Origin of the sequence: Arachidicoccus terrestris, assembly GCF_020042345.1 — a bacterium.
In the GTDB taxonomy this organism is placed as follows: Bacteria; Bacteroidota; Bacteroidia; order Chitinophagales; family Chitinophagaceae; genus Arachidicoccus; species Arachidicoccus terrestris.
The window spans coordinates 4,430,823-4,453,110 of sequence record NZ_CP083387.1 but is presented as its reverse complement, the minus strand read 5'-3'; the positions used below and the strand labels follow the sequence as shown (position 1 = coordinate 4,453,110).

17 protein-coding genes are annotated in these 22,288 nt (G+C 44.0%); 1 reads left to right on the top strand and 16 read right to left on the bottom strand.

Going from position 1 to position 22,288, the window contains the following annotated elements; translation table 11 throughout:
* Positions 1-72: 72 nt before the first annotated feature.
* The 4 genes from pgl to K9M52_RS17390 all read right to left on the bottom strand — a co-directional run bounded on the left by pgl (position 73) and on the right by K9M52_RS17390 (position 5,708).
* On the bottom strand, positions 73-795 hold the full coding sequence (gene pgl / locus K9M52_RS17405; RefSeq protein ID WP_224069713.1) for a 6-phosphogluconolactonase: 723 nt from the start codon (positions 793-795) through the stop codon (positions 73-75).
* 91 nt (positions 796-886) lie between these two features.
* Positions 887-2,416 (bottom strand): glucose-6-phosphate dehydrogenase, encoded by a 1,530-nt coding sequence (gene zwf / locus K9M52_RS17400; protein ID WP_224069712.1) that lies wholly within the window; start codon positions 2,414-2,416, stop codon positions 887-889.
* Between the two features lie 70 nt (positions 2,417-2,486).
* Entirely contained in the window at positions 2,487-3,911 is a 1,425-nt protein-coding gene (gene gndA / locus K9M52_RS17395) for an NADP-dependent phosphogluconate dehydrogenase (RefSeq protein ID WP_224069711.1), read from the bottom strand.
* A 78-nt stretch (positions 3,912-3,989) separates the two neighbouring features.
* Positions 3,990-5,708 carry a DNA polymerase/3'-5' exonuclease PolX gene (locus K9M52_RS17390; RefSeq protein ID WP_224069710.1) on the bottom strand — a complete coding sequence of 573 codons (1,719 nt, stop codon included), beginning with the start codon at positions 5,706-5,708 and terminating at the stop codon, positions 3,990-3,992.
* A gap of 136 nt (positions 5,709-5,844) precedes the next feature.
* Between K9M52_RS17390 and K9M52_RS17385 the strand changes: the two genes are divergently transcribed.
* On the top strand, positions 5,845-6,306 hold the full coding sequence (locus K9M52_RS17385; protein WP_224069709.1) for a hypothetical protein: 462 nt from the start codon (positions 5,845-5,847) through the stop codon (positions 6,304-6,306).
* Between the two features lie 357 nt (positions 6,307-6,663).
* Here the strand turns inward: K9M52_RS17385 and K9M52_RS17380 are convergent, their stop codons facing one another.
* From K9M52_RS17380 to K9M52_RS17325, 12 genes are all read right to left on the bottom strand, one after another.
* Positions 6,664-7,296 (bottom strand): hypothetical protein, encoded by a 633-nt coding sequence (locus K9M52_RS17380; protein WP_224069708.1) that lies wholly within the window; start codon positions 7,294-7,296, stop codon positions 6,664-6,666.
* 216 nt (positions 7,297-7,512) lie between these two features.
* Positions 7,513-8,223: a dephospho-CoA kinase gene (gene coaE, locus K9M52_RS17375; protein WP_224069707.1), complete on the bottom strand. Its 711-nt coding sequence runs from the start codon at positions 8,221-8,223 to the stop codon at positions 7,513-7,515.
* Between the two features lie 91 nt (positions 8,224-8,314).
* The gene (gene yajC, locus K9M52_RS17370) at positions 8,315-8,662 is read right to left on the bottom strand and encodes a preprotein translocase subunit YajC (RefSeq protein WP_224069706.1); all 348 of its coding nucleotides are present in this window, start codon (positions 8,660-8,662) and stop codon (positions 8,315-8,317) included.
* A 57-nt stretch (positions 8,663-8,719) separates the two neighbouring features.
* Positions 8,720-9,166 (bottom strand): DUF1573 domain-containing protein, encoded by a 447-nt coding sequence (locus K9M52_RS17365; protein ID WP_224069705.1) that lies wholly within the window; start codon positions 9,164-9,166, stop codon positions 8,720-8,722.
* Positions 9,167-9,175: 9 nt separating this feature from the next.
* Entirely contained in the window at positions 9,176-10,111 is a 936-nt protein-coding gene (gene nusB, locus K9M52_RS17360) for a transcription antitermination factor NusB (RefSeq protein WP_224069704.1), read from the bottom strand.
* Between the two features lie 112 nt (positions 10,112-10,223).
* Complete coding sequence (locus tag K9M52_RS17355) at positions 10,224-10,589, bottom strand: ArsC/Spx/MgsR family protein (RefSeq protein ID WP_224069703.1); 366 nt, start codon at positions 10,587-10,589, stop codon at positions 10,224-10,226.
* A gap of 92 nt (positions 10,590-10,681) precedes the next feature.
* On the bottom strand, positions 10,682-12,025 hold the full coding sequence (gene ahcY, locus K9M52_RS17350) for an adenosylhomocysteinase (RefSeq protein ID WP_224069702.1): 1,344 nt from the start codon (positions 12,023-12,025) through the stop codon (positions 10,682-10,684).
* Between the two features lie 85 nt (positions 12,026-12,110).
* The gene (recF, locus tag K9M52_RS17345; protein ID WP_224069701.1) at positions 12,111-13,256 is read right to left on the bottom strand and encodes a DNA replication/repair protein RecF; all 1,146 of its coding nucleotides are present in this window, start codon (positions 13,254-13,256) and stop codon (positions 12,111-12,113) included.
* Between the two features lie 124 nt (positions 13,257-13,380).
* Positions 13,381-15,774, bottom strand: a complete 2,394-nt coding sequence (gene bglX / locus K9M52_RS17340; protein WP_224069700.1) for a beta-glucosidase BglX — start codon at positions 15,772-15,774, stop codon at positions 13,381-13,383.
* 410 nt (positions 15,775-16,184) lie between these two features.
* A complete protein-coding gene (locus tag K9M52_RS17335; RefSeq protein WP_224069699.1) occupies positions 16,185-17,675 on the bottom strand; it encodes a glucoamylase family protein in 1,491 nt (496 codons plus the stop codon).
* A 46-nt stretch (positions 17,676-17,721) separates the two neighbouring features.
* Complete coding sequence (locus tag K9M52_RS17330; RefSeq protein ID WP_224069698.1) at positions 17,722-19,245, bottom strand: RagB/SusD family nutrient uptake outer membrane protein; 1,524 nt, start codon at positions 19,243-19,245, stop codon at positions 17,722-17,724.
* A 29-nt stretch (positions 19,246-19,274) separates the two neighbouring features.
* A complete protein-coding gene (locus K9M52_RS17325) occupies positions 19,275-22,232 on the bottom strand; it encodes a SusC/RagA family TonB-linked outer membrane protein (protein ID WP_224069697.1) in 2,958 nt (985 codons plus the stop codon).
* Positions 22,233-22,288: the final 56 nt, after the last annotated feature.

Below are 22,288 nucleotides of genomic sequence, written 5' to 3'. Positions count from 1 at the left end.
TCTATATATCCATTTTTTTCTAATTCTCGTTACAGTCCGTTAAAATCGAATGTCGTTAACATTTGTCAGTCCTTACAAAAGAGCTGCCGCCGCTTCATCAACAAACCAATGTAATTCTCCGTTTACTGGCTGAATGATCTGACTGGGATAGATGTCTGGCTGAAATTGACCTTCAAGTACTTCTTTCAACACCTGTTGTTTCCCCGCACCGGCTACCAAAAATGCCACACTTGCTGCATGATTGGCAACGGGATGGGTCATGGTAATTCGGTACATATCCTGTGCGTCCAGCCAGAAACTATCTACCCATTTTGCGGTTTCATGGATAATGGGTTGATGTGGAAATAATGATAGTGTGTGACCATCATCGCCCATGCCTAGTATCACCAGATCAATGCCCGTTTGCTTTCCTTCAAAAAGACCGCGCAGCATTTTCTCATAAGCTTGAGCGCTATCTGCCGGCTGGATATTTTCTGTCTGGTAAAAATGAATCTGATCATCTTTAACAGGCACATGATTGAGCAGTGTCTCATAACACATCTTTGCATTACTTCTGTCATCTGAAAAAGGAACAAAACGCTCATCACCCATAAAAAAATGCCATTTAGACCAATCCGTCTTCTCTTTGTAGGCTTCGCTGGTCAATAGTACATGGAGCTTTTTGGGCGTACTGCCTCCGGAAAGTGCAACAGAAAAACTGCCATTTGCTTCAATGGTCGTGTTGGCATAAGCCATCAGCCAGTCGGCAAAATCGCGGCTTAACTGATCTATATCTTTTGACTTGTGTAATTGCATATTGAATTTATTTATTGTATTAGCCTTAAAAACGGGCATGAGAAAAAGCCTGATAATGACATTCATTTCAGGCTTTTTCTTTTCATAAAATTTATTCTTTTCTATCTTTTTTGGGAGGAAGGGTTACCCAGGTTCTGCCGTCACGGGCAATCAGGGCCTCAGCATCTTCCGGGCCCCAGGAACCAGGTGCATAATTCGGAAAGTCCACCGGCGGGCGGCTTTCCCAGGTTTCCAAAATAGGCATGATCACTTCCCAGGCAATCTCCACCTGATCACCGCGCATGAATTGTGTAGCATTACCCATCATGGCATCCAGTAATAAAGTTTCGTACGCTTCCGGTTGCGGCTCATCATAGTTGTCATTATAACTGAAGACCATATCGACAGGATTCAAAGACATGGTCTGACCGGGTCTTTTTGCCTGGAAACGAAGACGGATATCCATCTCCGGCTGAATACTAATAGTCAACCTGTTGGCACGCCAGGTTTCAGAGGCTTCAGGTGGAAACGCGTATTTAGGCGCCTCTTTAAACTGAATCGTAATCAATGTTGTTTTTTCCATCAGATGCTTACCGGTTCTGACATAGAATGGCACTCCCTGCCAACGCCAGTTATCGATATAAAATTTAACAGCTGCAAAGGTATCTGTGCCCGATTCCGGCTTAACACCTTTTTCTTCACGATACGCTTTCTCCTTCTTGCCTTGCATCCAGCCGCTGCCATATTGGCCGCGAACCGCATATTTCTGAACCTCATGTTTATTGATCTTACGAATCGCATTGAGGACATCCGATTTCTTGTTACGGATCTCATTGGCTTCAAAGGAGACAGGCGCCTCCATGGCTACCATGCAAAGGACTTGCAGAATATGATTTTGCACCATGTCGCGAAGTGCGCCAGCCTGCTCATAATATCCACCTCTATCTTCTACGCCCACTGTTTCCGCCGCCGTGATCTGAACATGATCGATATAATTGCGGTTCCATATCGGTTCGAACAATGCATTAGCAAAACGAAGTGCCAGGATATTTTGGACGGTTTCTTTCCCCAGGTAGTGATCGATACGATAGATCTGGTTTTCTTCAAATAAGCCGGTAAGTAAACTGTTCAGCTCTTTGGCGCTCTGCAGATCATGTCCGAACGGCTTTTCTACAACAATGCGCGTATTGGACTTATCCTTACAAAGTTTCAGCTTTTTTAGGTTGGTCGCGATATCCGGCACCAGCTGCGGGGCTACCGCCAAATAGAATAACACGTTCGGGTGTTCTCCCCAGGCTTTTTCGTTATCATCAATAATCTTAGCAATACCGTTATAATCCTCTGGCTTATCCGCATCCATTCTCAGATATGAAATATGCTGCTGAAAGCTCTCCCATGTTGCATTTTTATCATCCTTTCTTCTGGAAAATTCCTTAATACCCTCCAGCAAATGCCCCCTGAACTTATCATTGGAATAATCCGTCCTACCCGTTCCGACGATTGCAAAATTATCGGGCATAAATCCATCAATAAACAGATTATAGAGTGCAGGCGTCAGTTTACGTTGATTCAAATCACCGCTTCCGCCGAATATAAAAACGACAGTAGAAGTGGGCTTTTTACTATTATTATTTTTAGCCATTCGTATAATGATTGAGATTAAGTTGAGATAAAGGCAGTACCAGGAGGTACTGCCTTTCTATATTTGTAGCTTATGGATGTGCCTCCCATTCCGTATGGAAGACTCCTTCTTTATCGGTGCGTTGGTACGTATGTGATCCAAAATTATCCCGTTGAGCCTGGATCAGGTTGGTCGGCATTTTTGCAGACACAAAAGACTCCAGATAGGCCAGAGATGACTGGATCGCGCCAATAGCGATACCGCTTTTAGCCGCAGCAGAAACCACATCCCTGAGGTCCTGCTGGCCTGCTTTGACCTCTTTTGCAATTGCCTCATCCAATAAAATATTAGATAGATTGGGATCCGCCAGATAAGCCTGATAGAAAGTTTCCAGCAGGGTTGAGCGGATAATACATCCACCTCTCCATATCTTTACCACATCCTTCAATGGAATTTCCATTTGCAGTTCTTCTGACGCTTTTACTAACAAAGAAAGTCCCTGCGCATAACAGATAATCGTAGAAACATATAAAGCCGCTTCCACCTTTGCTTCAAAGGCAGCCGGATCTGCTTCAATTTTATGAATAACCGGGGCATATAATGCAGCCGCTTTGAGACGATCATCTTTATAGGCTGAAAGGGTGCGCATTGAAACCGCCATATCGATACTTGGAATGGCAACGCCGGTATCCATTGCATCCTGTGAAGTCCATTTACCGGTTCCTTTAGCGCCGGCCTTATCCAAGATCATATCTACCAGATAATTACCAGTTTCTGAGTCCTTGGTGGCAAAAATATCACGCGTAATCTCTATCAGAAAGGATTGCAATCTGCCTTCATTCCAACGGGCAAATAAATCATGCAGCTGTTCGTTGGTATAACCAAGGCCATTTTTGAGCAGATCATATACTTCGCTAATGACTTCCATAATTGCATATTCGATACCGTTATGGACCATTTTTACAAAATGACCCGCAGCATCCTTACCCATATAGGCAGTACAAGGCTCCTGGTCTTTACCGACTTTGGCGGAAATAGCTTCTAGTAATGGTTTTACATGCCCATAGGCTTCTTTATCCCCGCCCGGCATAATGCTGGGGCCAAAACGAGCCCCTTTTTCTCCGCCGGAGACTCCCATGCCCATAAAATGGAATCCTTTGGCAGCCAATTCTTTAACTCTTCTCAGCGTGTCCGTATAATGTGAGTTACCGCCATCAATAATGATGTCACCCTTTTCCAAGAAGGGTATGAGACTGGCAACAACCGCATCCACCGGCTTTCCGGCTGGAACAAGCAATGTAATTCTTCTGGGCGTAGAAAGCCCTTCAACAAAGGTTTTGGTGTCTGTAGTCCCTTTTACATAAGTGCCGGCAGGAGCACCTTGTTCCAGTGCCTGCGCTTTTTTTTCATCCAGATCCAGTCCCAGTACACTGAAACCATGATCGGCCATATTATATAAAAGGTTCTGACCCATAACGCCGAGACCTATCATACCAAAATCAAACTTTTTTTCCATAGTCCTTTTTCTTTAATTATGAGAGAGCCAAAGTTAGTTAATTTCGCGTTTTGGGGCCTGTAAATGACACATTAATTTTTATTTTATTTTAAAATTCAAAATATACTGTTCCATCTCCTTCAAGGAAAAACTGCTAAGATTCTGACGGGCTGTTAGGCCAGCTTTCTGAGCAACCAGCACGCCATAGCGGATGTCGTCCATACCTCTGATGCTATGGGCATCCGGATCAATAGAAAGTAAGATATCTTTTTCCAGTGCCCGTTCAATATACGTCCAGTCAATATCCAGCCGACGTGGATTGGCATTTAATTCAATAACCACATTATTGGCCGCACATGCATCGAGTATCTTTTCCATATCCAATGGATATCCTTTACGGCTGAGAAGCAGCCGGCCGCTCATATGTCCCAGGATATGCGTGTATTTATTTTCTATTGCTTTGACTAACCGGTTAGTGGCATCCTGCTGCTCCATTTTAAGCACAGAATGTACAGAGGCGATAACCAAATCAAAAGAGGCCAACACATCGTCGGTATAATCCAGATCACCGTGCCTTAAAATATCACTCTCAATGCTTTTGAAAATCTTAAAAGGCGCCAGAGATTGGTTGAGCTGCTCGATCTCTTCATGCTGTGCTATGATTCTTTCCGGTTTCAAACCACCGGCATAACCAGCTGACTGCGAGTGGTCAGATATCATCAGATATTCAAAGCCTTTCTCTTTGGCAGCTATGGCCATTTCTGCCAGTGTCTGGCCACCGTCACTGTATCTGCTATGACAATGAATAACACCTTTTATATCAGATAAGGTAAGAGAAGGCGGCAACGGACCTGCCTTCGCTTTTTCAATAATGACCGGGGATTCTCTTTGGCAAATCGGTATGAAGCCGATCTCCAGTTTATCGAAAAGGCGTGTATCTGACCAGTCCTTATCCGTCAGGTTATCCTTATATTTTTCTATAAACGCCATTTCGAATTCCTTCGAACAGTTACATAAGAACGCCTGCTTTTCAAACCGGTCTACCGCAACAGAATGTATCAGGTACAGATCTGGTAATTTGTCACACTTGAAAAGCAGTGTCTCTCCCTGATTATCAGAGGGGACGATTTTTATTTCAGTCGCGGGGTATAACTGTTGGATAGCTGGCTGCTTGAATAAACTTCTAACTTCAATTTCGTTTAATGTCGTCACCCATTCGAGTTTGTCTATAACTGGCAGTTGTCGGCGGACTTGACCAACCAGTTCCAGCCTGGCATCGATAGCAACCTGTATCAACCCTTCCTGGAAGGCCGCATCGAGTCCCAGCGCAAGAGTTTCTACCTGTGCATATAAAAATTGTCCAGCCTGGTCCTGAAAAAACAATATGGCCTCCTTGATATTATCCTGGGTTTTCTGCCCAAAACCCTTGAGGAGCATTAAACGATTTTCTTCACAGGCATAGAGCAGCTCTCCAAGATTCTCGACACCGAGCTCATGCCAGATCACGGCTATTTTTTTGGGGCCCAATCCCTTAATATAAGTCATCTCCACAACGCCCGGCGGCGTTTTCTCTATCCACTGATCCAATACTTTTATGTGTCCGGTTGCTAATAGTTCTTGGGTTTTACCTCCGACAGCCGTTCCGATACCGGGAATGTCCATCATTTCCGCTGGCTCCATATCTTTAAATTCCCGTGCGAATTTCTCAATTGTCCTCACAGCATTTTGGTACGTTCTGACTTTAAAGGAGGACTCTGCATGGAGTTCCATCAAATTAGCCAGTAGTTTAAACTTTGCCGCAATTTCTTTATTAGTCATTTTTCAAATGTTTTGTATCGTGGTTAATCCATATGCCGCTACAAACTTATAATTACAAAAGGGTAGAAGCAAAAAAAGTCCCGAAAAATCGGGACTTCTGTATTTTTTGCTTTTTTACAGTTGTTATTAACTGTTAGTGGCAGTTGTCGCTGTAGGAGCTGCAGGCGGAGCGGAAGCTTTCTTTCCACGTTTTGCACCTGCTTTCTTAGCGGCTTTTTTTGCTGCTTTTTTAGGAGCTGCTTTTTTAGCGGCTTTCTTAGGAGCTGCTTTTTTGGCGGCTTTTTTAGGAGCTGCCTTTTTTGCTACTTTTTTAACGGCTGCCTTTTTTGGTGCTGCTTTTTTAGCGGCTTTCTTGGGAGCTGCTTTTTTTGCTACCTTTTTTACGGCTTTTTTAGGAGCCGCTTTCTTAGCTGCTTTTTTTACGGCTTTTTTAGGAGCTGCTTTTTTAGCGGCTTTCTTAACGGCTTTTTTAGGAGCTGCCTTCTTAGCTACTTTTTTAACGGCTGCCTTTTTGGGTGCTGCTTTTTTAGCGGCTTTTTTAGCTGTTGCCATGATAAAATTTATTTTAATGGTTAGTAAATTGATAGTAAATATATAACCATTTATATTAAATCAAAAAAATTCTTTGCACAGTATGTTGAAAACTCTAAATCTATTTTTAATGGTTTTTCAATTAGTCATATATATCAAACTTCGCTAATACCTATAAACAAAGGCACACAGCCATTCTGTTTTAATAAAAAATAGAAGATCTCGCAAACTTTTCCGCTTTTTTTCAGGAAAAAAATATTTTTATTTTTAACCTATTTTTTCCTTTTTGAGGCTGTTTTTTATTGTTTTTTATAAAAAGTGAGGCGGTCAAATTTAGCTCAGGAATACCCTCATTATTACCCAAACAAAAAGACTCATTTCTTTCGGAAATAAGTCTTTTTCTGTTGTTGGTAATCTTAAAAAATTACCGTAGAATTCTTTTTTCCGTCATATCCTTTAAAATGGTTTTTGCAAAATCATAAGACATTTTCTCAGCTGAAGAAGGATCGATCGTTTCTGACTGAGCAGAGTAAAGCATCTTGTTTTGACGGGCTAAATCATATAAATTTGTCTCGAATGAGTATGATGTCGTTCTTTCATAATACCCTCCATAAGGAGCTCCCCACATGTAAGGGGCATAGAAAGAATAATAACTCCAGAAATAATAAGGGCCGGCACCATAATAACCTGGCACAAATCTGCGGCTGGCGTTTTTATCGATCATCGCAATAGTAATTACACCATCAATACCGTCACGACTAAGCATTCTCAGTACCTGTTTTTCTGATTTATGCCTGAAGGTATTGGGACCATATACATCAGTAGCGGTAACTGCTTGTATACCCATATTATTTAAACCCGTTGCCAGTTCATTTTCCATATTCACTTTGACGGCTCTGTTTTTGGCACTTAACATACCCAGCACCAGGACCTTATTAAAATGGTGTCCATCCGCCTGTAAGTCCTTGGAAACCCAACTGGTGGTCAATCTTGAGGAACTGCACCCTGCTATAAAAAGCATTACAACAGGAGCACACCAAAGCAATAGTTTTTTCATCGTTAAAAATTTTATTAATTGTATTAGAATTTATCACCCGGACAGAAACGAAAAACTTTCAAAGCTTTGTCAATCAGCTATGATCTTCTTCGTCTTTGCCTTCCTGATTCAGTCAAATATTCTATTGTGAATATACTACTTATCAGTCATTTGACAAATAACGGATTAAAAAGTAATCTTGCTACATTACCTTTAACTTTTTTTTATTTGAACAGTTTAAACTTTTAGGAGGCTGCCTTCCAGACGCCAGCCTTCCTCATGGGACACCCTTTCTGTAAAATACCGGTGCCAGCGAAGCACCTGTGGCCACAACAGCTGCTGACCGTCATTTATGATAATGCCATCACAAAGACTCATCTTCTTTTCTTCGTTCATCTGTTTGGCCATCCTGCTTTCAACCGCTGCTGCACTGAGCCCATCACGCTGAGTTACCCGCCTGACTCTCGTTTTCCGGTCAGCGTATACTCCTAATATAAAATCGAGGGGCTTATTCGTGCCGGATTCAAAAAGTAAAGCTGCTTCTTTGATAACATACAGGGCAGGCGGTATAATTACTGTATGCTTATTTTGATTCTTTGTCTCCAGCCATTTTGATTTTTTGGCCTCATAGGTCTTTTCCTGCTGCTCCATCCATTTTTTTGCAGCTAAAATAACAGGCGGATGTGTAATGGTATTCAATGTTTCCAATGCCTTTTTATCCTGAAAGACAATTGAACCTACTTTTTTACGGTCTAAACCCTGGCCGTCAGGTAAATAAATTTCATTGCCAAAGACCGATATTAGTTCCCGGCGGATTAGCGGATCTGTATCTATTAGTATCTTAGCCACTTTGTCACTGTCGAATACAGGTATACCCAACTGGGCAAATAATCTACTGACAACAGATTTGCCGCTACCAATACCTCCTGTGATTCCAAGTTTCAACATAGACTTCGATTGGATATAAAAAAAGCAACAACCAAAATTACCCAAATAATTCCGGCTGTTGCTAAAAAAAGTAATTCGATTTTTTAAGGCTTTATTTTCCAGCCTTAGCTCCGCCTTGCAGGCCCTTGGTCCAATCCAGTGAAATAGCGGACTTCTCCAGTTTGACGTAGCTACCTGGGCTGGTTTCCAGCATAATGGTGGTTCCGTCTTCATTCACTTTATTAATTGTACCATGGATTCCGGCAATGGTAACCACTTTGTCACCTTTTTGCAAGTCATTGATAAAATTTTTCTGCTCCTTGGCCTTTTTGGTCTGTGGTCTGATCATAAAGAAATAGAACACCACAATGATACCGATCATAATGATCAGCTGCGCTGAACCACCACCTGGTTGTCCACCCTGGCCGGCCATAAGTAATACTGAATTAAGCGTACTCATTGAATTGTTTGTTTTTTGATGTAAAATTGAATGTTTGCTGAATAATGAAAAACAATACTATTTTGAAGGGGTCACCTTACCGGTGAAAGCCAAAACAAAATGGGTATTATTTGTTGTATTAGAGCTGACAACGATGCTCTTTCTCACGCTGCCTGGCCCTCCGTGATTGGTGTCGAATGCCGCGGTCACCGTACCTTCTTTACCTGGCATAACCGCTGTTTTTGTATAATCTGCAACTGTGCAACCACAGGTAGGTCTTACCTGCGTAATGAACAAAGGCTTATCTCCTGTATTTTCAAATTGGTAGACTATTTTAACCTTATCACCCATGGCGGCGGTCCCAAAATCCTTTAGGGAGTCGATCCAGCGGATAGTGGTAAAATTAGCCGTATCGCTCTGGGCATTTGCAGGCGCTTTTATATTGCTGCCTGTACTATCCTGGCAGGAAATAATTCCCGCTGATACCGCCATAAGGCAAATCCCTGTTAACCATAATTTGCGCATAAAGACATATTATTGTTTTCTAAAATCGACCTTTTGGATCTTACTTTGCGAAATTAGCTCTTTATGAATAGAATCTAAAATTCCATTTACAAATTGTCCGCTCTGCGCGGTGGAGTAGTCTTTAGCAATATCAATATATTCGTTAATAGTCACTTTAGTCGGAATCGTCTCGAAATATAACAGCTCACTGATGCCCATTTTAAGCAAGACCATATCTATGAGTGCAATACGGTCTGAATCCCAGTTTTTTAGTTTAGGGCGGATCAGCTCCATCAGGTAGTCTTCTTTGTCCAAAACGGTTTCCAGAAGCTGTTTGGCATATTGCCACTTATCTGGCGCTACAGAATGCTCCAGGTGCATGGAGCCGGGCTTATGCAGATATTGCATGACCATCTGTTCTGCCATTTCTGCGTCATCATCAAGATTGGGGTAAAGTTCTTCAAGCCGGGATACAAACCCTTCATGTGTTAATAACAAATTAGTGAATATGAAAGAGATCATGGCTGCTTCGCCCTTTTTATCTCGGGAGGGTTCTTGAATATATTGGTGATAAGTGGCCGTGGTAATCAGTTCCAGAAAGATCTTTTTAATCAGATCTTCATCGATTTGGCCCTCGATCTTTTCAGCTACAATGACCTGCTGAAAACCAGTATCTTCTTTAATTTTCCAGATGACCTCATTACCTGCCAGCTTAATATTAAACGCTAGGTCTTCTGCTGTTACGATATGTTTGGAAGCTAATTGACGGGCATGTTTTTCTGCGTAACCAGCGATATGGACCAGGTTGTCCAATAAATAGACCACAAGTGCCCGGGTCTGATCAATTTGCCGGAGCAGTGTTTTTGGGAGATTTCCGCCTGCAGAGGTCGGCTTTTCGGGTTTCATTACATCTACGGCATATAAAAGTTGCATCACTTTAACCCGGATATTTCTTCTGCTGATCATAAGGATATGGAATAAGAACTTTTTTTAGAGTGGCAAAGGTAATTAAAGTTTGTCATATGACAACTCTAAAACTGGACTCCGGCAGCATTAACAGGGGTTTAGCATCTAAGATTCAGCGATCATAGCCCTTTTTAAGCAAAAAATCAACCGCATGTTCAAAAGGGCGGCCAATTACTGCGCAGCGGCCATCTGTCAGAATAGGCCTTTGCAACAGGGCAGGATACTGGCTGAGCAGATCAATCACCTGCTGCTGATTCGTTAGATCGATGCCTGTGTGAAAGGACTCGAATGCAGGATCTTCTTTCCGGATGATCGCTGACGCCGGCAGTTCCAATTGTTCCAGCAGTATATTTAATTCAGCTCGGGAGAGTGGTTCAATCATATAATCCCGTATGACAAATGGAATCTGTTGGTCTGTCAGATACTGATAGAGACATTGGCTTTTGGAGCAGCTCTGCCTGTGAATAAGTGTAAGCATGAAAGATTTCTTAAAGATACTTCACAGAAAAAGCGTATCAATTGCCTGATAAACAACAAATACGCTTTTTGTTATACTAAACGCCCGATTCATTAATAGCGATAGTGTTCAGGTTTGAATGGCCCTTCTTTAGGAATGCCCAGATAGGCAGACTGCGCATCGGAGAGCTCGTCCAGCGTTACGCCGATTTTGGCCAGGTGAAGGCGTGCCACTTTTTCATCCAGATGCTTAGGTAACACATATACCTTGTTTTCGTAATTTTCCGGATGATTCCAAAGTTCGATCTGAGCGAGTGTCTGGTTCGTGAAGGAGTTACTCATCACAAAGGATGGGTGCCCGGTAGCACAACCCAGATTCACGAGCCTGCCTTCCGCCAGTACAATGACATCCTTGCCATCAATCGTATACAGATCTACCTGTGGCTTGATCGTGTTTTTAGTCTGCCCGTAAGTTTCATTCAGCCATTTCATATCGATTTCAATATCGAAATGCCCGATGTTACAAACAATAGCCTTGTCTTTCATCGCGCGGAATTCACGCTCTGTAATAATATCTCTGCAACCAGTCGTCGTAACAATGATATCTGCTTCTTTAACAGCGTCTTCCATTCTTTTTACTTCAAAACCTTCCATTGCTGCCTGTAAAGCACAGATCGGATCGATCTCAGTAACGATAACGCGGGCACCTGCACCACGCAGCGATTCTGCAGACCCTTTACCAACATCACCATAACCTGCCACAACCGCCACTTTACCGGCGATCATCACGTCAGTAGCGCGGCGAATCGCATCTACACAGGATTCTCTACAACCGTATTTATTATCAAATTTCGATTTCGTGACAGAGTCGTTAACATTAATGGCAGGCATCGGCAGCGTGCCCTTGGCCATTCTTTCATATAATCTGTGTACGCCGGTGGTTGTCTCTTCAGACAAACCTTTAATGCCAGCCACCAATTCAGGATATTGATCCAACACAATATTGGTCAGATCGCCGCCGTCATCAAGGATTAAGTTCAGGGGCTTGTCCTTGCTGCCGAAAAACAGGGTTTGCTCAATACACCAGTCTGCTTCCTGCTGGGTTTCTCCTTTCCAGGCAAATACCGGCACGCCAGTAGCGGCAATAGCAGCCGCAGCGTGATCTTGTGTGGAGAAGATGTTACACGAGCTCCATCTTACTTCAGCACCTAGAGCCGTAAGCGTCTCAATTAAGACCGCAGTCTGAATCGTCATATGCAGACATCCGGCAATTCTGGCACCTTTCAGCGGTTGGGAAGCACCATATTCTTCACGAAGGCTCATAAGGCCAGGCATTTCTGCCTCAGCCAGCCTTATTTCTTTACGGCCCCATTCGGCCAAATGAATATCTGCGACCTTATAAGGAAGGTTAAAATCAATTTTTTCTATTCCTGTAGATGTACTAGCGGCTGTTGACATAATTTTCTATATTAATTATATATATTATTTTTCGCGAAAATAAGGGATTTTTTACTGATTGATTGCTATTATACTGTGAAATCTGTCAGGTGTCGGCCTGCTCATTAAAAATCTGCTCTCCATTGGTTGTCAGCTCAATTAACTGATAAGTTTGCCCCAACGCTTCAAATGCAGCCTTAAGCCTTTCACTATGCGTATCAGTAATAAACACCTGCCCCTGTAATTGTTCCACAACTTGTTTCAACAGATTTAACATCCTGTCTGCGTCCAGTTTCTCAAAGACGTCATCCAGCAAGAGAACAGGCGGGGTATTCTTCCTGGCGGCAATATAATAATAGGAGGCTAATTTTAAGGCGAACAGCATACTTTTGCGCTGTCCCTGAGAAGCCAGTGACTTAAATGGAAAGTCTTCCAGCGTCATCATCAGATCATCCCTGTGAATCCCCTTGGTTGTCCTTTGGAGCATAAAGTCCCTTTCCCGACTCTGCCGTAGAAGATTTCCCATGTTATCGCGTAATAGGGAAGATTCATAAGAAAGGCCTACACTTTCCCCTGCACCTGCAATGGAAGTATAGCCTTCCAATACGGATGGTATAAAATCCTCAAAAAAAACTTTTCGGGCTTCATATATCGGTTCTGCTTTCTGACAAAGCTGTTGGTCCAATACAGAGAGTACTTCCTGTGCAGCTCCCTGTCCCAGACCGGATTTAAGCAAGGCATTACGTTGCTGCAAAATCTTATTATACTGAATCAGGTTTTGCAGATAGGATGGGTCGGTCTGAGACAGGATCGTGTCTACGAATTTTCTTCGTTCCTCACTACCGCCGGTGATCAGCGAGCTATCATCGGGAGCGATCATAACGGCCGGCATCCTACCCATATGTTCTGAAAACCGCTCATAGGCCATCTGATTATAGAGAAATTCTTTTTTATCGCCCGGGCGTACAATGCAGACAATAGGTACTTGACCGCTGCTATCAGGCAGTATAAAATCTCCTTTCATGGAGATGCATCCTTCCAACCGAAAACCTTCTGTACCATGCAGTGCATTTTTACTGTCTGGCCGGGAAAAATAACTACGGGTAAAACAAAGATAATAGAGCGCATCCAAAAGATTCGTCTTTCCACTTCCATTAGGGCCCGCAATGCCGATGATGCGCTGCTTAAAATCAAAAGCAGCTTGCCTGTAATTCCTGAACTGGATCAGTGATAAATGAGAAAAGTGGGACACTTGGCAAAATTAACCAAAAGACCGAACATTAAAAAACACAGGTTAAAAGACAAAGCAGGGTTGAATTTATATGTAAAACACAATCCTGGTGGCCGGGCAAGTGGCATCCCGGATTATTGCACTGCTACTTATCCCAGTGAACTTTCTGTATTTGTACATCCTGGCTGTTCGGACCGGCCATGATTTCAAAATCTCCTGCTTCCCAGTTATAGTCCAGCTGGCTGTTATAGAATTTAAGATCATCTACTCCAACCGTAAAATGCACGTCCACCGTCTGGCCTTTGGGGATCATTATTTTTTTAAACCCTTTCAATTGTTGTACCGGTCTGCTGACAGAACCTATCATGTCTCGTATATACAGCTGAACAATTTCCTGACCATCTCTGTCTCCATTATTGGTCACGGGGACGGTCACTTCCAGTTTGGCATTTCCTTGTAGCGTACTGTCGCTTAAACGCATCTTCCCATATGAGAAATCAGTATAGCTTAATCCATAGCCAAAAGGATAAACCGGCAGATTGGACACATCCAGATAATTAGAACGGAATTTCTGGAACCACTCACCTTTGGGTAAAGGTCGGCCCGTATTCATATGGTTATAATACAGCGGAATCTGACCTACATTTTGTGGGAAGGTCATGGTCAGTTTGGCACTGGGATTTACAACACCAAACAAGATATCTGTAATAGCGGGGGCAGCCATCGTACCGCCAAACCAAGTATCCAATATCGACGTTACATGTTTCGCTTCCCATGATAATGTCAATGGACGGCCATTAAACAAAACAAGTATTACCGGCTTGCCGGTAGCCACCAATGCCTGTAACAGATCTTTTTGTACATCCGGCAAGCCAATATCTGTCCTGCTGGAAGCTTCGCCTGAAAACTCTGCGCTTTCGCCCAGAGCCGCTACAATTACATCTGCCCTTTGAGCCGTCTTAACGGCTTCTGTTCTTAGCACCTCCGGCAATTTTTGATAACGGGGCAGGGTTTTACCAAAGAGAGTAGCGTTCTTTTGCAGCATACTGTCAGTTGTCAGATTTGATCCAGGCGCATATAAGATCTGGCTGCTGTCTGTAACAGCTAGTTTCATTGCCTGTAACAATGAAAGAACTCCGGTATTATTGGCAGCCACACTCCAGGTACCGGTCATTTGATTAGCTGCATCGGCCAGTGGACCGATCAGTGCAATACGGGTATTTTTCTTAAGAGGTAAGGTTTTGTTTTCATTTTTTAAGAGTACCATCGATGCCGCGGCGACTTTTCTGGCAAAATCTTTATTCGCCTTCGTAAACACTTGCGTTTCGGCTCTGACGGCATCACAATACTTAAAGGGATCCTTAAACAGTCCCAAGTCGTATTTGGCTTCCAGGATTCTCCTGCAGGCAGCATTTATCTGCTCCTCGGCCACTTTTCCTTCCTTCAAAGATGCCGCCAGAGTCTTTAAAAAGCCTTCCCCTACCATATCCATATCCAGACCAGCATTGAGCGATAATGCGGATACATCCTGATAATCACCCATGCCGTGGGCCATCATTTCTGGAATACCGGTATAATCCGACACGACAAACCCTTTAAAGCCCCATCTTTTTCGAAGGACATCTGTCAAGAGCCATTTATTACCGGACGCCGGAATGCCATCTACCAGGTTGAAACTGGCCATGACGGATCCGACACCTGCATCCACAGCTGCTTTATAAGGAGGGAAATAATCATTAAACATTTGCAGGTGGCTCATGTCGACCGTATTATAATCCCTACCGGCTTCAACGGCACCATATAGTGCAAAATGCTTAACACAAGCCAATATATTTTCATTGGAACTTAAGTCTCCCTGATAGCCCTCCACCATGGCCTTTGCAATCTGGCTGCCTAAATACGGGTCTTCCCCGTTTCCCTCAGAGACTCTTCCCCAACGGGGATCTCTGGAGATATCTACCATGGGGCTGAATGTCCAGCAAATACCATCTGCGCTTGCCTCCTTAGCAGCAGCCTTAGCGCTCTGACGAATCAGTTCCATGTCCCAGCTCGTAGAGAGGCCAAGAGGAATCGGAAATATGGTTTCATAGCCATGGATCACATCCATGCCAAATATCAGTGGGATGCGCAGCCTGCTTTGCTTGACAGCGATTTCCTGAATGGCCCTGATCTTCTTCTCAGATTTAATGTTAAACAAACCGCCTACCTTCCCCTGGCGGATGCTGGCAGCAATATCTGAGTTCTTTGCTTCCCCTGTCGTGAAATCTCCGGCACTGGGTAAATTAAGCTGACCGAGTTTTTCTTCAAGTGTCATCTTGGCCATCAGCGCATCTATAAATTTTTCCCTGGGTAGTTCTTTATCTGACGGGGTTTTATGAATGCCGGTCAAAGCTGGGGGAGTCTTTATGAGCGCCGCTTGCTGTGCCTGGCCAGACGCATGGCTCAATAAAATAGCAGTTGCCATCAGCACAAACAAAGTAGCTATCTGCTTCAGTTTGTTACAAAAACGCTTTGTAGGAGTAACTGGTTTTTGATACATGATTGTTTTAAGTTTTAAATTGGTATGTAAGCGGTAATATTAGCCGGCATTCGGTTTTTTTACTTGGCGTTCCTAAGATAAAATAAAGTGTATTCACGACTCAAAGATCCAATAAAATAACCGGCCTCGTCTAATATTTTTTAATTACATTTTTATAGAACGTGCCGTAAAACCCATTCATCACGTAGTGTGGGTGGGCTGTAAGGCACACAAGTATTTGGCTGTTTTACAAAGTACATTTACCTTCGTTTTGTCAGTAAAAGACTTAAAAACCTCGTAAGGGACTTGCGAGTACACGTGTGGAGCGATAATAAGACTTCTAACCCATTTGGGCTGTAAGCAAGTCGCTGTGAAGCACGAAGTCCATTCATCGCTTTAGCGTGGGTGAGTAGTTCACTTCAGATACTATATTAGTTTAAAGACGGCGAAGGTAGCCTTGAAGCTGTTCCTTCAGCCTGCTTTCCAAGGGTAAATCCCAGTTTCTTTAACCCAGCTCTTACTTCGGGTGCACTCATAAAAAGCCGCCACAAAAGCCCAGAACGATAATTTTCCATCATAACGACGATGGGGCCTTGGTCAATGGCCAAGTAACGTTTCGGAAACCAGTTATCGGTTTCACTAAAAGCATCATAGAATCCGTATTTACCCAATAGTTTATTGCCAAGGCTGTCATAAAAATAGCGCATGGCGGCCATGGATTTCTCTGGTGTGTAGGGAAAGCTAGAAAGTGCAGCTGTCGGGCTGATTACCCCCAGATCACTGTTCATATTCGGCGCATGCGCAGCATAACCTGCTGTTGAATAACTGGCTGTCAGTCCCCAGCAATGCGGCCCATATCCTTTGTAGCCTTTAGGATTGTCAACACACCATTGATAGTTAATCAACGCCTGGTGCACATTCTCTTCTCCGTAATTGCCATAACCATCTTTAAGTCCCCTGGGGTCCAGTCCCAGATAAGAATATTCAGACCAGAAGAGCGGCCCTCCATTGGGCAAGTCCCCCTGATGGAAAAATTGTAATGAAATGCCATTATAATTACTGGCTCTTTTGATCTTACCATTCATGGCCCAGCCATTGTCATAGGTTGCTTTATCAATCGCATGTGTAGGAGAGGAGGCCCCCAATACATACATGATCAGACATTCATTATATCCATGTACAGGAAAGTTCATCTGCCAGCCATACGTAGGGCTCCAGTGCCAGTAAAGCACTTTTTGGCCGCCTTTGGTATACCAATTATAGTCTACTTCCCGCCAGAGCTTATCGATACGGGCTGCAAGGCTTTTCTCGACACTGTCTCCCGGTAAAAGATATTGACGCGCGGTCAGCAGGCCCTGCATTAAAAATGATGTTTCCACAAGATCTCCGCCGTTGTCTTTTACCCCAAATGGCTTTGTCTTACCAGTCGTCCCTTCATACCAGTGAGAATAGGCTCCATGATAACGGTCTGCCCTCTCCAGAAAGCTGACAATAGCAGCGAGTCGCTGTATACCTTGTTCTCTTGAAATAAAGTGTCTTTCTATGCCGACAATCAATGCCATAATACCAAATCCGCTGCCTCCGGTTGTCACTACCGTCTGATCATGTTCAGGATAATCTCCATCAATGTGGATGCGCTCCGGTGCCATCTTACTGTTGGCTTCAGCACCTTCATAAAAATACTGAAAACTGCGCTGCTCTATAAGATTAAAAAGAGCGCTATCAGAAAGCCGGCTGGTGGTATCTGCTACAACACCGGTTCCGGTGTCCTTATCTGAATCCTTCGTAAGAGGCGACTGTTTGCAAGACAGCGTGAAGACCAGCAGGCAGAAAAGATACGCCGGAATACGTTTAGAGGCGCCCGCCAGACTTAATTTCGTTATGTTGTTATGTTCTACTGCTGTGTTCTTCTCGCAGGTCATAATACGTATTTTTTTTGTTTTTATCAGTGAGTCTCTGAATGTCAGATTAATTATATCCGGGATTCTGTTGCATCTTACCATCGGTCGCATCTATTTCAACCTGCGGTACAGGAAAATGTTCGTTCTTCCCTTTGGTAAACTTCTTACCCAGCGCATTTAATACCTCCGCTGCCCGTCCCTGACGGATGAGATCAAAAAAACGGTCACATTCCATCGCTAACTCCACTCTTCTTTCTTTCCATATGGCGGCTCGCAAACCATCCTGACCAGAAGCAGTCGTCGGATTCAGTCCGGCTCTGTGCCGGATCAGGTTAAGAGAAGCTGTAGCCACTCCGGCATTACCCAGTTCATTAGCCGCCTCTGCATTAATCAGAACGATGTCACCCATTCTGAGTAAGCGAACATTCTTATTGGTGTTATCGCCGTCTCCGTCATAGGTTTCATCAAAAACGCTGACGTAAGCCTTGTAGTTATAGCGGGGATTCGCTGCGGAAGTCAGGATCACCCCATCAAAAAGTGTATCCCCGATATGAATAATGGTGGCCTTCCTCCTTTTATCACCCGGCTCATAAGCCTTATCCAGATCTTCACTAGGCACATTAAAACCCCAACCCGAATAAGCGCTAACCGTGCCTGTTTGCCCAACCTTCTTAAAAGTTGCAGCACGAATGCCTTGTACCGCTGTGTATTGCTGCACGCCGGCATCCGGTACGCCGATCTTACTTTGTACTTCGAACAGGGACTCTTTCGAATTCTCACCAATTTCTCTCCAGATCGTGCTATAATCACTCACTAAACCGTATGTGCCATACTTGCCCTGCATAATGCCTTGACTGAGATCAAATGCCTGTTGCCATTTCTTTTCATATAAAGACACTTTGGCCAAAAGGCCAGCCGCTGCACCTTTGGTCGCGTGGCCCACATCCGACGCCGCCTGCTGATCATTGGTTGGAAGCACAGCCATCGCAGCTTTGAGGTCCAGCTCAATAAATGCATAGATATCCGCCTCGGGTACCCGGGTTGCGGCCTTCACTACATCCGCCGGGTCTTCAGAGTTCAACACGGTATCTACCAAAGGTACATCACCAAACATACGTACCAGGTTAAAATAATAATAGGCTCTTAAAAACTTTGCTTCTCCTATGTAACGCTCCTTAAGCCCCTGGTTCAGATTCGCGTATAGCCCTATGTTTAAGATAGCCTGGTTACAATTGGATACCCCATTATAATTGCCGGCCCAGCCTTCCGCGATACTGCCCGTTGTGGCACTGTAAGTAATCGCATCGAGTTGATCCTTATCTCCGCCTAGATCGCCCGGATCGCTCCCTTTGTCCGCATCATCAGAGGTAATGGAAGTGAGCCCCAGCCAGGAAAAAGAAGATTCATTCCATTGTAGGAGGTTCGTGTAACAAGCAGCCAGAAACTTAGCCGCTCCTTTAGGATCGGTATAGATAGAGTCGTTTTGCTGCACAGTATTCTGCGGTGCTGGATTGAGATAACTTTTAGAGCAGGAACTATACAGCATAACCGCTGCAATTGAAACGATTGTTACAAATATTATTTTTTTCATGATATTATTTTTTTGTCCTTCTTGAATGTCTATAATCCAATATTTACGCCCAGCAAATAGGTAGCTGTGACTGGATAGATACTAAGCTCTATACCCGAACTCAGTGCATTACCGGGAAGCTCCGGTGTATAGCCGCTATATTTTTTCCAGATCACCGGATTATCCGCACTGGCGAAAACCCTTAGAGATTTAATATGCCATCGTTCTGTATGGGGAACTGTATACCCCAGCGTTATATTATTGACACGAAGGAAATTACCCGATTCAACAAAATAAGTCGAAGGCTTGGGCACAGCGTTAGAAGCCCGGGGCTGTGTGCCGTCAGGGTTATCTGCTGACCACATATCACGCGCCCGGCTAGCCTCGATCTGCTCATTGCCAAAACGAACCGCTTTTTTACCGTTATAGATCTTATTGCCATTATTGCCATACAGGTCAAAAGAGAAATCCAGCCCTTTCCAGTTAAGGCCGCCATTCACGCCATAGTAAAACTTCGGCTGATAGGAACCGGCAAAAATCCGGTCATTATCATTGATAAGCCCATCGCCATTTTGATCCACATACCGAAAATCTCCAGGCTGTGTACCTTCAATATGCGCAGATCCGTCGATCTGATCCTGACTTTTATAAATTCCGTCTGTCTGCAATACCCAGAAGCTGCCAATAGGTTGCCCTTCGACTGTATAAGTAACGATCTCTCCGTTACCAAGACTACCGCCCTTAAGTTGCAAAGAGCCATCCACATGATCTACAACATTCTTATTGAATGTCATATTGAATCCCAGATGATAGCTAAAATCCTTGTTTATATGATCTTTCCAATTCAGGTCAAATTCTATCCCTTTGTTGCGCACGTCCGCAGCCTGGGAATAAACGGTTTTGTCTGCATCTCCGTAAGTGGTCGGAACAGTAACCGGGATGAAGGCATGCGTCAGCTTATTATAATAGCTGACATCACCGCTTAATTTGTTTTGCAGCATAGAGAACTCCAGGCCGAGATCCGTCCCGGTAGTCGTTTCCCAACTCACAGCGGCGTCTTTGATCTGATCAAAAGTCCATGCCTGCTGCGCCGGGTCATCTGGTCCGCCAAAACCGTAGTATTTCTTTTGAAGAGAGATCTCATTTAAGATCCTGAGATTGGCGATGGTAATATCATTGCCCACTTTTCCATAGCCTGCTCTCAGTTTTAAGGAATTAAAAAGATGCTGGTTTTCCATGAATTTTTCCTCAGACACCACCCAGGCGCCTCCGATAGAATAAAAAGTTCCGTATTGGTTTTCCGTTGGGAAAGAGCTGGAACCGTCTCTTCTCAGTGATCCGTTGAAAATATACCGCCTGTCATACGTATAGATCAAACGGCTATAGGCAGATGCCCGGGTCAGGATCGCACCGGAAGAATGTACATCTGCATTATTATCTCCCTGATCCAGATACCAGAGATTGGGATCTGCAGGTACATTCTGAATTGTTCCCATCCAGCTGTTATCTCTGACTTTTTCAGAGGAGTAGCCTATTGTGGCATTGATCTCATGTACACCGTTGAAAGTTTTATTATAGGTAGCATTATTGTCAATAATATAATAGAAGCTATTGTCATTATTTTGTGTTAGGTTGGAGACATCATTTTTCATACCACTCCATATGTTATAGACCGGGACATATATTTTCTGATTGTTATTATGATAATCAAAATTATAACTGCTTCTCAGTGTCAGGCCATTTACCGGCGTTAATTCGGCAAACACATTTCCCTGCAGCCTTAATTGTTTGGAGCGGTCATGCGTGAGATCCAGTTTTGCAACGGGATTGCCCACATTTAACAGATCTGTAAACCCATAATTCCCGTTGGCAAACCTGACTGGCACGGTGGGAGCCATTCTGTAAGCATCATCAAACTCAGTAGGCTTATTGTTCATATTGTAGGCGCTGACATTCAGGTTGTGGCCTAATTTAAAGAAGGGAGCTAACCGATATTCGTTATTGATTCTAAAAGCGGCCCTGGTATAATCTTCACCGGGAATAATGCCCTGGTCCTTGAAGACGGATCCGCCAAAATAATATGTAACTTTCTCAGAGCCGCCGCTGACATTGAGTTCATAATTTTGGATAAGGCCTTTACGGGTGATCTTGTCAAACCAATTCGTGGTGGCACCTATCGTATCCAAATCAAATGCAAGCGGCTTATTATCATAGGTTCTGGCAGCATTGGTAAAAGCAGCATAAGTTCTGGCGTCCGCCAGGGCCACTTTTGAAGTAGGTGTCTTAAACCCGGTGTAGGCATTCAAAGATATCCGCATTTTACCGGACCTGCCGCTCTTGGTCGTAACGATCACCACTCCATTACCTGCACGCGAACCGTATATAGCCTGAGCAGAGGCGTCTTTCAACACCTGAACTGAAGCGATATCATTGTTGTTGATATTTGTAATATCGTCCGTAATCACCCCATCAACGACATAAATGGGGTTGGCATTCCCGAGTACAGATCCCACACCGCGTACCCTGACCTGGGGTTGTGATCCAGGAGCCCCCGAGGCTGTGATTTGTACCCCGGGCACTTTGCCCTGAATTCCCTGGGCAGCACTTAGCACGGGCCGGGCAGCAATTTCTTCGCCGTCCACCTGTGCCACGGAGCCGACCACCTGACTTCTTCTGGCCGTGCCATAACCAATAATAACGACTTCGTCCAATGTGCCGGCAGAGGGGCTGAGGCGTATTAAAAGATGGGATTGATCACCTAACCTGAGGGTCGTCCCACTATAGCCAATGGACGAAACAGAGAGTTGATCGCCAGCCTTTCCCTCTATCGAAAACTGTCCTAAAGAATCCGAGATAGCTCCTTTTCCGGTGCTCAGTAGGGTAATAGAAGCGCTGGATAGCGGGGCGCCTGTTACTGAATCTGTTACCTGTCCGCTATAGATTTGCTGACTGATGCCCAGGCAGGGGAAAGCAGTAACAAATGCAAAAAAAGTCAGGATTTTTTTCATAATGCTTGTATTTTAAAAATGGTGAGAAGGCTATAAAAGCCTAAGCAGATGATCAT